The 14839-nt window shown below is 41.7% G+C and carries 17 protein-coding genes; 13 read left to right on the forward strand and 4 right to left on the reverse strand.

All coding sequences use genetic code 11. From position 1 onward, the window contains the following. Positions 1-62: 62 nt before the first annotated feature. Both PSH54_RS04625 and PSH54_RS04630 read left to right on the forward strand, forming a co-directional pair. The gene (locus PSH54_RS04625; RefSeq protein WP_054983855.1) at positions 63-569 is read left to right on the forward strand and encodes a DUF3087 domain-containing protein; all 507 of its coding nucleotides are present in this window, start codon (positions 63-65) and stop codon (positions 567-569) included. Between the two features lie 34 nt (positions 570-603). After that, positions 604-1053 carry a low molecular weight protein-tyrosine-phosphatase gene (locus PSH54_RS04630; protein ID WP_024031596.1) on the forward strand — a complete coding sequence of 150 codons (450 nt, stop codon included), beginning with the start codon at positions 604-606 and terminating at the stop codon, positions 1051-1053. 43 nt (positions 1054-1096) lie between these two features. Here the strand turns inward: PSH54_RS04630 and PSH54_RS04635 are convergent, their stop codons facing one another. Beyond that, positions 1097-2209, reverse strand: coding sequence for an energy transducer TonB (locus tag PSH54_RS04635; protein ID WP_273605590.1), 1113 nt, complete (start codon positions 2207-2209; stop codon positions 1097-1099). Positions 2210-2664: 455 nt separating this feature from the next. On the opposite strand from PSH54_RS04635, the gene PSH54_RS04640 reads away from it, so the two are divergent. The 6 genes from PSH54_RS04640 (at position 2665) to csrA (ending at position 8734) form a co-directional block, all read left to right on the forward strand. Next, a complete protein-coding gene (locus PSH54_RS04640) occupies positions 2665-3288 on the forward strand; it encodes a GTP cyclohydrolase II (RefSeq protein ID WP_024031598.1) in 624 nt (207 codons plus the stop codon). A gap of 80 nt (positions 3289-3368) precedes the next feature. Continuing rightward, a complete protein-coding gene (locus PSH54_RS04645) occupies positions 3369-4157 on the forward strand; it encodes a BPSS1780 family membrane protein (protein ID WP_273605591.1) in 789 nt (262 codons plus the stop codon). Next, positions 4157-4609, forward strand: a complete 453-nt coding sequence (locus tag PSH54_RS04650) for a regulatory protein RecX (RefSeq protein WP_004587512.1) — start codon at positions 4157-4159, stop codon at positions 4607-4609. Before PSH54_RS04645 ends, PSH54_RS04650 begins: the two co-directional genes overlap by 1 nt. Positions 4610-4628: 19 nt before the next feature. After that, on the forward strand, positions 4629-7229 hold the full coding sequence (gene alaS, locus PSH54_RS04655) for an alanine--tRNA ligase (protein ID WP_273605592.1): 2601 nt from the start codon (positions 4629-4631) through the stop codon (positions 7227-7229). 6 nt (positions 7230-7235) lie between these two features. After that, positions 7236-8453, forward strand: a complete 1218-nt coding sequence (locus PSH54_RS04660) for an aspartate kinase (protein WP_024031600.1) — start codon at positions 7236-7238, stop codon at positions 8451-8453. 89 nt (positions 8454-8542) lie between these two features. After that, entirely contained in the window at positions 8543-8734 is a 192-nt protein-coding gene (gene csrA / locus PSH54_RS04665; protein WP_004587515.1) for a carbon storage regulator CsrA, read from the forward strand. Positions 8735-8784: 50 nt separating this feature from the next. Here csrA and PSH54_RS04670 read toward each other — a convergent pair whose 3' ends face one another. From PSH54_RS04670 to PSH54_RS04680, 3 genes are all read right to left on the reverse strand, one after another. Next, positions 8785-9252: a YcxB family protein gene (locus PSH54_RS04670; protein WP_273605593.1), complete on the reverse strand. Its 468-nt coding sequence runs from the start codon at positions 9250-9252 to the stop codon at positions 8785-8787. A 156-nt stretch (positions 9253-9408) separates the two neighbouring features. Further along, positions 9409-9600, reverse strand: a complete 192-nt coding sequence (locus PSH54_RS04675) for a hypothetical protein (RefSeq protein ID WP_004587517.1) — start codon at positions 9598-9600, stop codon at positions 9409-9411. A gap of 52 nt (positions 9601-9652) precedes the next feature. Further along, a complete protein-coding gene (locus PSH54_RS04680) occupies positions 9653-9826 on the reverse strand; it encodes a DUF1328 domain-containing protein (RefSeq protein WP_002961939.1) in 174 nt (57 codons plus the stop codon). A 528-nt stretch (positions 9827-10354) separates the two neighbouring features. Between PSH54_RS04680 and PSH54_RS04685 the strand changes: the two genes are divergently transcribed. The 5 genes from PSH54_RS04685 to PSH54_RS04705 all read left to right on the forward strand — a co-directional run bounded on the left by PSH54_RS04685 (position 10355) and on the right by PSH54_RS04705 (position 14830). Continuing rightward, positions 10355-10600 carry an OadG family protein gene (locus PSH54_RS04685; protein WP_024031602.1) on the forward strand — a complete coding sequence of 82 codons (246 nt, stop codon included), beginning with the start codon at positions 10355-10357 and terminating at the stop codon, positions 10598-10600. A 9-nt stretch (positions 10601-10609) separates the two neighbouring features. Beyond that, on the forward strand, positions 10610-12388 hold the full coding sequence (gene oadA, locus PSH54_RS04690; protein WP_273605594.1) for a sodium-extruding oxaloacetate decarboxylase subunit alpha: 1779 nt from the start codon (positions 10610-10612) through the stop codon (positions 12386-12388). Positions 12389-12399: 11 nt separating this feature from the next. Then, positions 12400-13530, forward strand: a complete 1131-nt coding sequence (locus PSH54_RS04695) for a sodium ion-translocating decarboxylase subunit beta (RefSeq protein ID WP_004587520.1) — start codon at positions 12400-12402, stop codon at positions 13528-13530. Between the two features lie 138 nt (positions 13531-13668). Then, the gene (locus tag PSH54_RS04700; protein ID WP_004587521.1) at positions 13669-14640 is read left to right on the forward strand and encodes an aldo/keto reductase; all 972 of its coding nucleotides are present in this window, start codon (positions 13669-13671) and stop codon (positions 14638-14640) included. A 13-nt stretch (positions 14641-14653) separates the two neighbouring features. Beyond that, complete coding sequence (locus PSH54_RS04705) at positions 14654-14830, forward strand: hypothetical protein (protein ID WP_004587522.1); 177 nt, start codon at positions 14654-14656, stop codon at positions 14828-14830. Positions 14831-14839 lie beyond the last annotated feature (9 nt).

The raw sequence follows: 14839 nt of genomic DNA on the forward strand, positions 1-14839 counted from the left end.
ATTGCGGGGTTTAGTTACAATAGCGTTCGCTATATTTTTACTTATTAATTTTTTAGGCTGTTATGCAACTCATACAAATAGATAAAGCACGTTACCGCAAACATTTAAATAGGGTAATTGTAGGGTGTGCGGCGGGTTTAGCTGTTGGCAGCTTGGCTATATCGCAAACGTTAATTGCGTTGTTTCCTGATGAAAGCGGGAGTCACTTTCATTGGAATTTAACCGGTGTTGTTATAACAAGTTTGGCCATTGGCTGGCTGTTAAATAAATACCGTACCCATAGTTTTATGACCGAAGTGGTATATGTGTGGGAGCTTAAACAAGCGCTTAATAAAATAACCCGCAAAATGCCAAAGCTAAAAGCGGCAGGGCGCGAGGGTAATGCCGATGCACTGTTAGCGATTCATTATAGTTATGCGGGCTCACGGCTTTTATGGCAGCTTGACGATAACACCATTACTATGGACGAGTTAGCTATAAAACAAGCGGAGCTTGATAGTGTGGCGGCCAAGTATAACCTGACTTTAAATGCCGATGACTATAACGAGGCTATATTAAAACAGTTTTAAAGCCTAGGTGGTTAAATTAGCTAAAGGAGCCTTAATGAAAAAAGTACTGATAGTATGTTTAGGTAATATTTGCCGCTCGCCCACAGCAGAGGCAGTGTTAAAAGCGCGTGCTAAAAAATTAGGTGTTGAGGTTAAGGTAGACTCGGCAGGGACTATTGGCTACCACGAAGGTAAAACGCCAGATAGCCGCTCAATGGCTGCAGGCGAAAAACGCGGTTATAGCTTTAAAGGTATATTTTCGCGCCCAGTGCGCAGCAGCGATTTTACTGAGTTTGATTTAATTTTAGCGGCCGACACACAAAACTTAGCTGACTTAAAAGCGCAATGCCCCACCCATTTACATTACAAGCTGGCATTGTTTTTAGAATACGGCGAGCAAAGCCAAAGCGCCATACCCGACCCATACTACGGCGGCGATGATGGCTTTGAAAATGTGCTCGATTTAATTGAAGCCGCAAGCGATAAAATACTCGCAAAGCTTTGAATAAAACTACCTGAACAAAAAAGACGCTATAATACCTTGCGTGTTATCTGGCTATTTTAAAGTCGAGCTGTACTTGCGTACTTGCAACAACGGGTTGGCCGTTTTCAAATTTTGGTGCATAACGCCACTTTTTAAGTGCTGTAAGTGCCGACCTTTCAAACTCTTTCCCCCCTTGTGAGCTAACTACCTCTGGGTTTTTAACAAACCCTGCGGTATCTACGTCAAATTCAACAACGACAATACCGTCTCGCATTTGGCGCGCTTTGTTTTGTGGGTACTCAGGGTTTTTGCGGTATATAGGTGTTTGCTCTTGTGTTTTTTTCCACGGCACCATTTTAGCAATTGCTAAACAATGCTTAGTGGCTTGTTCGCTTTGGCCTATTTTTTCGTAAAGGTTAACAAGCTTTGAGTGCGCAGTAAGCTCAGCGCTGTGATCAAAGCTTAAGTTGTTATCAAATACCGATACAATATGGTTTAGTCGTTCAATGGCTTCATTGTATTTTTTCTTACCTTGAGCAAACGACGCCATTAAAAAGTCGGCTTTAATGCGCTCTACGGTATTGTCGTCTAGGTTATTACGGTAGTAGTCATCGGCTTGGTTAAGCAGCGTTTTAGCTTTATGGTATTTTTTATGAGCAAATTTTTTGGCAAGCAGCGAGGCTGCTTCAAACTGCATGTCGGCAACAAATTTAGGGTTGTTTTGTGTATTAGCTATTTCAATTATACGGTCGTAATCGTTATCGGCTTGATAGGCCGAGCTGGTGTTTTCAGCCTTGCCTATTAGGGCATCGATTGTTTCTATTGCATTTTTACCGTGGTTATTTGCCAGTATTGTATAGGCTTGCGAGTAAAGTTCGAAGCGTTGCTCAGATACATTTTTTTTGTCGTTGATAGAGCGCGGCGCTGTAATTGCTTTGGCGTAATTAATAGCAAGGCTTGCGGTGTTATCACTTTTATCACCATAAAGCGCAAGGCCTGTAATATAAGCATGTTTAGCTGCTTGCTCTATGTTTTCGTCTTTTTTAACAGCCGTTAAATAACTTTGGTATGCATCAGAAAAGGCGGCTTTATCATCGCTTACTTGGCTTGCATTTGTCTGGCTTGCAAAAGCCGTAAAGGTTAATCCGATAACTAAGGCGAGGTGTTGTGCTTTCATAATAATCCCTATTAGTGTTCAATCTAGAAACAAAATACCACAAGTGATAATGGTTTTCATTACTCTTTGTGTGGGCGTTTGCTTATAAAACTAACTAATTACCTAATACTCATGCGCACTAAGCTGTAACTAACTTTCGTCATTAAACTGTACTAATAGTGCCTGCTGAGATAACTAGGTAACACCGTTTTAGCTTTTTATAGGTGCGGTGTATTAACTTAATGTATAAGCAGCGTGGTAAAAGTAATAAAATTAAAATAGCAAATGCGTACAAGTTTGTCATTGTTTTGGGGAAATAGCCCTAGGTAGTGGGAGTTTATTGCATATTAAGATTGAAAATAGCCTGTGTAATCGCCATATATTTGCCATAAACCTAGTGTACTACGATCTAACTTTAAACATTTGTGATATTATCACCTTATGGTGTCGTAGTTATTTAATTATTTGGATTTGTCGTGGCGCAAGTAAGAGCAAGAGCCCAGCTTAATGTTGGCAAAAATAGTGATATTCCCGCAGAAATAGTGTCTTTTAGTGGCTTAAAAGACGGCCAAGAACACGTTGCGTTTGTATTTAACAATGCTGATGTAAATCAAAATGTGCCGCTTATTCGCATGCACTCTGAGTGTTTAACCGGTGATGTGTTTCATTCATCGCGCTGCGATTGTGGCGAGCAGTTAAATGAGTGTATTGAAATGATGCACGAGCAAGGCGGGGTGTTATTGTATTTACGCCAAGAGGGCCGAGGTATTGGTTTATATAATAAAATTGATGCTTACGTGCTGCAATCTCAAGGGATGAACACTTACGAGGCTAATAACCACTTAGGCTTTGCTGACGACTTGCGTGATTTTTCGGACGCGGTATTAATGCTCAACGCACTTAATTTAAGCCACGTTAAATTAATGACCAATAACCCTAAAAAGCTTAATGCATTAAAAGATGCCGGCATTGAAGTAGACACCGTTATTGGTACCCACGCGCATATTAAAGCAGGCCTTACAGGTAACAAAGCTTACCTAGAAACCAAAATAAAACACGGCGCACATATGTTAGATATTAAAAAAATTAAAAAACCTTAACTATTTAATCATGTAGTGTCTGTTAATCCCCCCTCACGCCAAGTTATACTTGGCGTGTTTTGTTTAATTTAAGAGCCAGTATGTCTAACGAATTACGAATTTTTAAAGCCGATGCCGGGCTAAAGTGGTTTAAAGCCGGTTGGCATATTTTTAAAACCCAGCCATTTACCTTTGTAGTTATGCACTTATTAATAGGCGTAGTGGGCATACTGTCGTTATTTTTACCTTTGCTGCAAGTTGTTGCGGCACTTGCTACGCCTTTTTTAACCGCCGGCTTTTATCAGGCGGTGCTTAGCAAGCAGCAGGGCGGTAAAATTATGCTCGCCGACATACTCAAACCCTTTAGCGCAAAAGGTAACCGTTTAGGACTACTACGTTTAGCGCTTTACCAAATGGGGGCGGGTATTTTAATGGCCTTATTAGCTAATGGCCTATTTGCTGATGCAGTAGCTATTATGAGCCAAGAGGGGCTTGATCCTAACATTGCGCTTGAGCAAACCTTAAATAGTATTTCGGGCGCCAGTGTGGTGCTATTTTTAGTGGCAATGGCGGTGTATTTAATGGCGTTTGCTTACGCGGTACCGCTTATTTATTTTAGTAAAGAAAAACGCATTTTAACGGCGCTTAAAAATTCGCTATTGGTTTTTTATCATAACCTGTTCGCATTGAGTGTTTTTGGCATTATTTGTGTGTTATTTATGGCGCTTTCTATGTTCTTATCGTTCTTACCGCTGTTGATTTTAATGCCAATTTGCTACATTAGTTTCTTTGTATCTTATCAGGCTATTTTTATGCCAGTTGTACCGCCAAGTGACGATAGCAATGTTAAACCACTTAGCAGTGAACAAAGCGGGCGCTTTGACGCTTAATGGATGATAAGTTAAAACAAAAGCTTAAAAACTATGTACTGTGGTTACTTGGGCGCCAAGAGTATTCGCGCCGTGAGTTAACCTTTAAGCTTCAGCAAAAAGAAGCCAGCGACGAGTTTATAGAAACCCTGCTTAATTGGTGCGAAGAGCACAATTTTATTAACGAGCAACGCTATTGCGAAGGGTTTGTCAGAAAACACATTTTTAAAGGCCATGGTTTAAAGCGCATTCAAAGCGAAGCCATAGGCAAAGGGATTGACCGTTCACTACTTGAAAGAGTGGTTGAAGAGCTTGAAATAGACTGGTTTGAGCTTGCGCAGGAAGCGTACAACAAAAAGTATTCAACTACACCGGCCAACCTCGAGTACAAAGATAAAGCTAAGCGCGTGCGCTACTTAATGTACCGAGGATTTAGCTACGAACAAATTGATTTTGCAATGCAAGCACAGTAAATACAGGTGAGATTTTCACATGCAGCACATGACTACGGCACAACTTAGGCAACAGTTTTTAGACTTTTTTGCCAGCAAACAGCACCAAATTGTCCAATCGGCTTCACTTATTCCGGGTAACGATGCCACGTTGTTATTTAACAATGCCGGCATGGTTCCTTTTAAGGATGTGTTTTTAGGCGCCGAAACTCGCCCTTACACGCGTGCTACAAGTGCACAGCGTTGTGTGCGTGCTGGTGGTAAACATAACGATTTAGAAAACGTAGGTTACACAGCGCGTCACCATACATTTTTTGAAATGCTAGGTAACTTTAGCTTTGGTGATTACTTTAAACAAGACGCTATTAAGTTTGCGTGGGAGTTTTTAACTGAGGTTGTTAAATTACCACAAGAAAAACTACTTGTTACTATTTACCACGACGATGAAGATGCATTTGGCTTTTGGCACAATGATATTGGCCTAAGCGAAGATCGTATTATTCGTATTGCTACCTCAGATAACTTTTGGTCAATGGGCGATACTGGCCCGTGTGGTCCGTGTTCTGAAATATTTTACGATCACGGTGAGCACATTTGGGGTGGTCCTCCGGGCTCGCCTGAAGAAGATGGCGACCGCTTTATCGAAATTTGGAACCTTGTATTTATGCAGTACAACCGTCAAAGCGACGGTACTATGGAGCCGCTGCCTAAACAATCTGTTGATACAGGTATGGGCCTTGAGCGTATTGCTGCTATTTTACAAGGCGTGCATTCAAACTACGAAATCGACTTGTTCCAAGGCTTAATTGCAGCTGCGGCAAGTGTAACTAACGCACAAGATTTAAACGATAAGTCGCTACGCGTTGTGGCGGATCATATTCGTTCGTGTGCGTTTTTAATTTCTGATGGTGTTATGCCATCGAACGAAGGCCGTGGTTATGTATTGCGTCGTATTATTCGTCGTGCAGTACGCCATGGTAACAAGCTTGGTGCACAAGGTGCGTTTTTCTATAAACTGGTTGCAGCGCTTATTGAACAAATGGGCCAAGCCTACCCAGAGCTTGCAAAGCAGCAAGAAATTATCGAAAAAGTACTGCGCATTGAAGAAGAACAATTTGGTAAAACCCTTGAGCGTGGCTTAGCTATTTTAGAAGAAAGCCTAAGCGAGCTTCAAGGCGATGTTATTCCTGGTGATTTAGTATTTAAATTATACGACACCTATGGTTTCCCCGCTGATTTAACGGCCGATGTAGCCCGTGAGCGCCAAATGACAATAGACCATGCAGGCTTTGAAGAGTGCATGGCTGTACAGCGTAAAACAGCGCAGCAAGCTGGTAAATTTGGTGCCGATTACAACGAGCAATTAAAGTCAGAAAAACACACTGAGTTTAAAGGCTACGACAGCACACATCATAGCGCTACAGTAGTAGAAGTGTTTGCAAATGGTGAGTCGGTTTCTATTTTAGAAGACGGCCAACAAGGCATTGTTGTACTTAACCATACGCCATTTTATGCTGAATCTGGTGGCCAAACAGGTGATACCGGTACCATTACTGTTGCAGGTGGCGAGTTTACTGTGACTAACACTACTAAGCTGGGTAATGCGTTTGCGCACCACGGTAGCGTACAAGGGCGCATTGCGGTTAACGATAAAGTAGATGCAACTATTGATGATGCCCGTCGTGAACGTATTAAGAAAAATCACACAGCTACGCATATTTTACACGAAGCACTGCGCCAACTATTAGGTGAACACGTAAGCCAAAAAGGCTCGCTGGTTGAGCCTGAGCGTTTACGTTTTGACTTCTCGCACTTTGAAGCGGTTACTAAAGACGAGCTACGTGAAATTGAGCGTGTAGTTAACGATGAAATTCGTCGTAACTTTGCCCTTAACACTGAGCTTATGGCGATTGATGACGCTAAAGCAAAAGGGGCAATGGCGCTGTTTGGCGAAAAGTACGACGATGAAGTGCGCGTAGTAACCATTGGCGATTACTCAATTGAACTGTGTGGCGGTACGCACGTAGAGCGCGCGGGTGATATTGGCTTATTTAAAATTGTATCTGAAAGCGGTATTGCTGCAGGCGTACGCCGTATTGAAGCAGTAACAGGCGCAGATGCAGTGGCGTATGTAAGCGAGCAAGAAAAACAGCTAAACGATGTAGCGGCGCTGGTAAAAGGTGATAGCGCATCGGTACTTGAAAAAGTAACTGCGCTTCTTGAAAAGTCTAAAGGCCTTGAAAAGCAAATTGCACAGCTTAACGATAAGCTAGCCAGTGCAGCGGGTGCGTCTTTACTTGATTCGATTGTTGAAATTAATGGCGTTAAGCTACTAGTGGCAAACGTTGAAGGAACTGAATCTAAAGCGCTTCGAGGTATGGTTGACGACCTTAAAAACAAGATTGGCTCAGGTGTTATTGCACTGGGTGTTGCCAGCGGCGAAAAAGTAAGCCTAATTGCCGGTGTAACGAAAGATTTAACCGGTAAAGTTAAAGCCGGTGAGCTTGTAAACCACATGGCAGGCCAAGTAGGCGGTAAAGGGGGCGGTCGTCCTGATATGGCACAAGCTGGTGGTTCACAGCCTGAAAACCTAAATGCCGCGCTTGAAAGCGTGACAGCCTGGGTAAGCGGGAAAGTTTAAGCTTACGTGGCACTTATTGTCCAAAAGTTTGGCGGCACTTCGGTTGGCTCTATTGAGCGAATAGAAGCGGTCGCCGACCTTGTTGTTAAAACTAAGCAGCAAGGTCATCAAGTGGTTGTGGTTCTTTCGGCCATGTCGGGAGAAACCAACCGCTTAATTAACCTCGCCAAGCAAATAGATACTCGCCCGAGTAGCCGAGAATTAGACGTACTTATTAGCACTGGAGAACAGGTTTCTGTTTCGCTCCTTGCTATGGCTATTATAAAACGTGGCCATTCGGCTGTAAGCCTACTAGCCGATCAGGTTAATATTCAAACCGATAACATGTTTGGTAAAGCCCGTATTGAAGAGGTTGCTGCGACGCGTTTAAAGCATGAGCTTGAGCATAATCGGGTTGCGATTATTGCCGGTTTTCAGGGGCGCGATGTAGAGGGCAATATTACAACCCTTGGACGCGGCGGCACCGATACCTCTGCGGTAGAAATAGCCGCGGCAATAAAAGCCGATGAATGTCAGATTTATACCGACGTTGATGGCGTATACACTACTGATCCTCGTGTAGAACCAAACGCACAGCGAATGCGCCATGTAACGTTTGCCGAAATGCTAGAGCTGGCAAGCTTAGGCGCAAAAGTATTGCATATTCGTGCTGTTGAGTCGGCTGGTAATCATAAAATGCCGCTAAGGGTGCTTTCGAGTTTTGAGCCCGATGAAGGAACGCTAATAAGTTTTGAGGAGAGCGATATGCCAACTAAGGTTGTGTCGGGGATTGCGTTTAATCGTGACGAATGCTTGATAAAGGTACATGGCGTACCATACTGTGTTCATTCTCTTACAAAAATTTTGAAACTTTTTGCAGAAAATGGCATCGAAATAGATATGATTAGTCAAGTTAATCATAACTTTGAAAAAATAGACTATGCTTTTACTGTGCATTCAAATGACTATTTGCAAGCACACGATTTACTAACTCAACAACAGGTAAATCTGCAGGCTGATAGCATTTCTAGTGATACAACAGTTGCAAAAGTGTCGGCTGTTGGCATAGGAATGAAGTCTCACAGTGGTGTAGCGCATCAATTTTTTGATGCATTGGCGCAAGAAGGCATACACATAGTTTTAGTATCGACGTCTGAAATCAAGGTATCGGTTTTAATTGACGAGAAGTATTTAGAACTAGCAGTAAGAGCGTTACACTCAGAATTTTTAACAGAAAATGGATAGTTTGGGAGTTTTTACTTACTTTTCAATCAATTTTTCATTAAAATGGTCAAGCGGAATCTTATAATTTATTGGAACATGGGAGCAAGAGAATGCTAATACTAACTCGTAGAGTAGGTGAAACCCTAATGATTGGTGACGAAGTAACTGTTACTGTATTAGGTGTTAAAGGAAATCAAGTTCGAATTGGTGTTAACGCACCTAAAGACGTTTCAGTGCATCGTGAAGAGATTTACATGCGTATACAAGCTGAAAAGTCTAACCCTAATCCGGGCAATGCTTAATCAACTCGTATACTTAGCTGAGTAATGCACTTAGCTATACCAAAAGCCACTCACTGAGTGGCTTTTTTGTTTATAAAATCGCGCATTTCATCGGTTAATACACTGCTAGAAATATATTGCATACCTTTATTATGGTGTACTAAGTAGCCGTGGTTAGTTTTAATAATATGGGTCATTTCTGCCCACTTAAATGTATGGCTTTTATAGTGGTTCTCGGTGCTAATAGCGTCATCGGTAAATGAAAGAGTAACCGTTGAGCCCGAAGCACGACTAAACATTTGGCGCGTAACCCACCAAGGCCTACGGTAATAAAAGGCAACGCATTCTAATACACCCAACATTATTAAAAATGTACCTAGGTAATGATCGTCCATAGCGTAAATACTAATTAAACCTAAGCACACCAGTAATGCCAGCAAAAAATACTTTGGCTTAGCTGCTTTACTATAAGAGTGGGACTCGTCAAAGCATTCGTAGTAGTAGGGTTTATCGAGTGTGTAAGTGGTGGTCAGTGCCATAATTGCTAATAAGTAATAGTTTTCGCTATTTTAACAAGCTAGCGTAAAAATCACACCCGTTAATGTAGGCTATGCATTATAAGAGTTAGAAGCCCCTTTTTATTAGCGCACAAAAAAACGGCTTATTGAAAGCCGTTTTTTACGTTACCAAACAGATTAACAGTTAGTTTCTTCTGCGTTAACGCCTTCTTTTACATTTTCACATGCATCTTCTACAGAGTTTTGCACGTCAGTTACTGCTTCATCAATACGCTCACCTGCTTCTTCTGCGTGGTTGTCTTCACAGCCCATCATAAAGAAACCTGCAAATACGGCGATTAGTGCTGCTTTTAAAGTTGTTGAGTTCATAATGTAATTCCTTGTATATGTTGATTGTTTAGTGTTTTAAGTATGTTAGTAGCTACCTGGGCGATTTACCGCGCAGCGCACCTGAAACTAAAGAAATCACTAAAAGTACTAAAAAGATAAAGAATATAATTTTTGCTATACCAGCTGCGGCACCTGCGATACCACCAAAACCTAACACTGCAGCGATTAAAGCAATAACTAAAAATGTAATTGTCCAGCGTAACATTGTTTTCTCCTTGGTTATCAAATTCGTTCGAAAGTAATAATGCCAGTTGCGTGCCAGAGTTTAATTTTATTATTTTTCAGTGTGTTATGGTTTTTTGAGCGAAGATTGTAAATTTAGGATTGGTAAGTTTTACGTTTAACGATGTAACTTATTCACACTATTGTAAAGAGAGTAAAAAAATAAATATTTTTTTCGCGCTGCTTTACCAGTCTTGGTAAGACCAATTTACATTTTAGCCCAAACTGATTTTTTACCTGCCGTTTAACTTACTATTTTTTATAGTTTTTAAGTTTTTTTGGGTTTAACCATATAACCTTTGCCTATAACGGTTATTTTTATCATCTATATCTGAGCTAATTTAACCCTGTATTAGCTATGTTAACTATTGTGGCTGTATGTTAGTTTAATTTTAATTGGTTTTACCAATTGACAGGTGGTGGACAAAGTTAAAAGTTTTGTTATCATTCGGTGAATAATTATTTAAATAAAGCGGTTTTTTATATCGCTATATAGTGCAGGGGGAGAAAAATGGATATAGGAGCTGTACTCACAACCGCAGGTAGCTTGATGCTTACGGGCATGGTGGGCGTGTTTGTATTTCTTTCAATATTGATTGGTGCTGTGTCACTCATGTCTAACTTGGTTGCTCGTTTTGACGAGGCTGAAGTTGCAATACCGGTTAAATCACCATCTTTAAAATCTCAAGGTGTGCCAAACGAGCACATCGCTGCTATTAGTGCTGCCATTGCTCAGTACAAATCAAATAATAAATAAGAGGCACACATGGCTAAATTAAAATTAACAGAACTTGTTTTACGCGATGCTCATCAGTCTTTACTTGCAACCCGTATGCGCTTAGATGACATGCTCCCTATTGCTAACAAACTTGATGATGCCGGTTATTGGTCTATTGAGTCGTGGGGCGGCGCTACGTTTGACTCGTGTATTCGTTATTTAGGTGAAGACCCGTGGGAGCGTATTCGTGCCCTTAAAAAAGCAATGCCTAATACTAAACAGCAAATGCTATTGCGCGGGCAAAATTTATTGGGTTACCGCCACTATGCCGATGACGTGGTAGAAAAGTTTGTAGAGCGTGCCCACAAAAATGGTGTAGATGTATTTCGTATTTTTGACGCCATGAATGATGTGCGTAACTTAGAAACGGCAATTAAAGCGGCTGTAAAAGTAGGTGCCCACGCGCAAGGTACTATTTCTTATACTGTAAGCCCAGTGCATACCCTTGATATGTGGTTAACCCTTGCAAAACAGCTAGAGGATTTAGGTTGTCACTCTATTTGTATTAAAGATATGGCAGGCTTATTAAAACCATACGATGCAGAGCAACTTATTAAAGGGCTAAAAGAAACCGTTTCTATCCCTATTGCTATGCAGTGCCATGCAACCACAGGTTTAAGTACTGCTACATATCAAAAAGCCATTGATGCAGGCATTGATATGCTTGATACCGCTATTTCTTCAATGAGTATGACTTACGGTCATTCAGCTACAGAAACCATTGTGGCGATTGTTGAAGGAACGCCCCGCGATACCGAATTAGATTTAAACCAGCTAGAAGAAATAGCGGCTTACTTTAGAGATGTACGTAAAAAGTACGCTGCCTTTGAGGGGAGCCTTAAAGGTGTTGATGGCCGTATTTTACTCGCGCAAGTACCTGGTGGCATGTTAACCAACATGGAAAACCAACTGAAAGAGCAAGGCGCAGCAGATAAGCTAAATGAAGTATTACTTGAGATCCCACGCGTGCGTGAAGATTTAGGTTTTATTCCGCTAGTTACTCCAACATCGCAAATTGTAGGCACACAAGCAGTACTAAATGTGCTTACGGGTGAGCGTTATAAAACAATTACCAAAGAAACCGCCGGTGTTTTAAAAGGTGAGTATGGTTTAACACCTGCACCTATGAACAAAGAGCTGCAAGAGCGAGTGCTTGATGGCAGCGAGGTTATTACGTGTCGCCCTGCAGATAATATAGCCCCAGAGCTTGCAACGCTTGAAGCAGAGCTGCAAAAAGAAGCGCAAGAACAAGGTTTAACACTTGCTGATGAGCAAATAGATGATGTGCTTACCTATGCATTATTCCCACAAGTTGGCCTTAAATTTATTAAAAACCGTAACAACCCAGATGCCTTTGAAGCAGTGCCAAGTGCTGATGATGCAAACGCTAAGCCAGCAGCAAAACCTGCAAATAACAAAGGTGTTAGCGCTGAGCAATACAGCGTTAAAGTTGACGGTAAAGTTTACGATGTAGTGGTTGCGCAAGGTGGCGAGCTTAAAGAGGTAACGCTAAAAGATTCAGAGCACTTACCACAATCAGCATCGGTTGCATCAGGTGAAACACTGAATGCGCCACTGGCGGGTAATATTTTTAAAGTAAAAGTAAAAGCAGGCCAAGCCGTAAACGAAGGCGATGTGGTTGTTATTATGGAAGCGATGAAAATGGAAACCGAGGTTCGTGCAATGCACTCAGGTACTGTGGCTGAGGTCTTAGTGTCTGAAGGTGATGCTGTGACAACGGGCGATGCAATTATAGCGATGGCGTAGGAGTAGCTTTAATGGAAGGTCTTTTAAACCTTTGGCATGCTACCGGCATTGCTAACTTTACGTTTCCTGGCTTAATAATGATTGCGGTAGGGTGTTTGTTGTTGTTTTTAGCCATTGCTAAAAACTTTGAACCCCTATTACTGCTGCCGATTGGCTTTGGCGCAATACTGACTAATATTCCGGTTGCTGGGCTTTCTGACCCAGGTGGTTTGCTTTATTACGTGTATTACGTAGGTATTGATACGGGGATCTTCCCTTTATTAATTTTTATGGGAGTAGGGGCGCTGACTGATTTTAGTGCGCTTATTGCCAACCCGCGTATGTTGTTACTGGGTGCAGCCGCGCAGTTTGGTATTTTTGCCACCTTGTTTGGGGCAATTTTATTAAACTATGTACCTGGCTTTGAATTTAGCTTACAAGATGCCTCAGCCATTGCCATTATTGGCGGTGCCGATGGCCCTACAGCCATATTCTTAGCATCTAAGCTTGCCCCTGATTTACTAGGTGCCATTGCGGTGGCTGCTTATTCTTACATGGCGTTAGTGCCAATTATTCAGCCGCCAATTATGCGCGCATTAACTACACCTGATGAGCGTGCTATTAAAATGCCAGAGCTGCGCAAAGTATCTAAAAAAGAGAAAATAGTATTTCCTTTAATGGTACTGAGCTTAACCGCTATGTTTTTACCAGCGGCTATTCCCTTAGTAGGTATGTTCTGTTTAGGTAATTTAATGCGTGAGTCTGGTGTTGTGGATAGGCTTAGTAACAGTGCCCAAAACGAAATTATTAATATAACCACGATATTTTTAGGTTTGGCAGTGGGCTCTAAACTAGCGGCCGATCAGTTTTTAACTGTAGAAACTATTGGTATTTTGGTGCTCGGTGCGTTGGCATTTGCTATTGGTACAGCGTCGGGTGTGTTTATGGCAAAAGGCCTTAACAAGCTTTCTAAAACACCTATTAACCCTTTAATTGGTGCTGCGGGTGTATCGGCAGTACCGATGGCGGCGCGTGTAGTTAATAAAGTTGGGCTTGAGAATAACCCACATAACTTTTTACTTATGCATGCTATGGGGCCAAACGTAGCTGGGGTGCTAGGAAGTGCCGTAGCCGCAGGTATATTACTGGCGCTTGTTGGCTAGTATTTAGGATTTAATCCAACCGATTAGCGCAGTTTACTGCGCTTTTTTTATGCCTATAAAACTGCACGTATTAAAGTTTGTTTGCAGACGTGTTTTTGTTTACAGTGAGGGCTATGCACACTAATAAGGATAGTCATCATGCTTCACACCCCTTTGGCAAAATATTTACCTCATGTTAGTAGACTCGTTTTTGGCTGTATGGGCCTAGGCGGCGGTTGGAATAAAGACGCCATTACTAAGGCTCACTTAAAGCAAACTCACGAGTGTATTGATGCAGCCATAGCTGGCGGCATTAACTTTTTTGATCACGCCGATATTTATACCTTTGGCAAAGCCGAGCAGGTATTTGGCCAAGCACTAGCTGAGCGACCAGAGCTGCGCGAGCACATGTATATTCAATCTAAATGCGGTATACGTTTTGAAGATGATAAAGGCCCTAAGCGTTACGATTTTTCGGCCAAGTGGATTGAAGAGTCAGTTGAAGGTTCACTTAAACGTTTAAACACCGATTATCTTGATGTGCTTATGCTTCATCGCCCTGATCCGCTAATGGAAGTAGAAGAAATTGCACAAGTATTTAGCTGTCTTCAAGAAAGCGGCAAAGTACGTAATTTTGCCGTATCGAACATGCAGCAGCACCAAATGAACTTTTTACAACACGCCCTAGATATGCCAATTGTTGCTAACCAAATTGAAGCAAGTTTACAAAAACACCAATTTGTTGATGAAGGCGTTTATGCAGGTAATGCAGATGGAAAAGATCTTAACTTTACACCGGGCAGTGTAGAGTATTGCCGCCACTTTGATATTCAAATACAAAGCTGGGGAAGTTTATGCCAAGGGCTATACACAGGGGGCGATTTAACAAATGCATCGCAAGCCGACATAAATACCAGCATACTCGTAAATAAGCTTGCTGCACTTTACGATACAACACCTGAGGCAATTGTTTTAGCTTGGTTATTACGCCACCCTGCATTAATACAGCCAATTATTGGCACAACGAACGTTGAGCGTATTGCAGCGTCATGCGGTGCGCTAAATGTTACGTTAAGTCGCGAACATTGGTATGCATTATATGTAAGTGCCAAAGGCCATGAATTACCATAATTAAGGTTTAGGAATGAATATATTTGTTATTTTAATTTGCTTGTTTGTCGCTCTTGCAGTGCTGATACCTTTGCTTGAAAAGTACCAAGGTAAAATGGGGTTGGATGGCGCAACCAAATACAGCAAATATATTTGGCCGCTGGTTATGGTTTCTTTAGTCGTACAGCTAATTTATGTATTAATGAACTAATTAATAAAA

This window comes from Pseudoalteromonas sp. Angola-30 (assembly GCF_028599215.1).
In the GTDB taxonomy this organism is placed as follows: domain Bacteria; phylum Pseudomonadota; class Gammaproteobacteria; order Enterobacterales; family Alteromonadaceae; genus Pseudoalteromonas; species Pseudoalteromonas atlantica.

Coding starts and splice junctions, on each gene's coding strand:
- PSH54_RS04625 (WP_054983855.1), top strand. CDS start 63: ATGCAACTCATACAAATAGATAAAGCACGTTACCGCAAACATTTAAAT.
- PSH54_RS04630 (WP_024031596.1), top strand. CDS start 604: ATGAAAAAAGTACTGATAGTATGTTTAGGTAATATTTGCCGCTCGCCC.
- PSH54_RS04635 (WP_273605590.1), bottom strand. CDS start 2,209: ATGAAAGCACAACACCTCGCCTTAGTTATCGGATTAACCTTTACGGCT.
- PSH54_RS04645 (WP_273605591.1), top strand. CDS start 3,369: ATGTCTAACGAATTACGAATTTTTAAAGCCGATGCCGGGCTAAAGTGG.
- PSH54_RS04650 (WP_004587512.1), top strand. CDS start 4,157: ATGGATGATAAGTTAAAACAAAAGCTTAAAAACTATGTACTGTGGTTA.
- alaS (WP_273605592.1), top strand. CDS start 4,629: ATGCAGCACATGACTACGGCACAACTTAGGCAACAGTTTTTAGACTTT.
- csrA (WP_004587515.1), top strand. CDS start 8,543: ATGCTAATACTAACTCGTAGAGTAGGTGAAACCCTAATGATTGGTGAC.
- PSH54_RS04670 (WP_273605593.1), bottom strand. CDS start 9,252: ATGGCACTGACCACCACTTACACACTCGATAAACCCTACTACTACGAA.
- PSH54_RS04675 (WP_004587517.1), bottom strand. CDS start 9,600: ATGAACTCAACAACTTTAAAAGCAGCACTAATCGCCGTATTTGCAGGT.
- PSH54_RS04680 (WP_002961939.1), bottom strand. CDS start 9,826: ATGTTACGCTGGACAATTACATTTTTAGTTATTGCTTTAATCGCTGCA.
- PSH54_RS04685 (WP_024031602.1), top strand. CDS start 10,355: ATGGATATAGGAGCTGTACTCACAACCGCAGGTAGCTTGATGCTTACG.
- oadA (WP_273605594.1), top strand. CDS start 10,610: ATGGCTAAATTAAAATTAACAGAACTTGTTTTACGCGATGCTCATCAG.
- PSH54_RS04695 (WP_004587520.1), top strand. CDS start 12,400: ATGGAAGGTCTTTTAAACCTTTGGCATGCTACCGGCATTGCTAACTTT.
- PSH54_RS04700 (WP_004587521.1), top strand. CDS start 13,669: ATGCTTCACACCCCTTTGGCAAAATATTTACCTCATGTTAGTAGACTC.
- PSH54_RS04705 (WP_004587522.1), top strand. CDS start 14,654: ATGAATATATTTGTTATTTTAATTTGCTTGTTTGTCGCTCTTGCAGTG.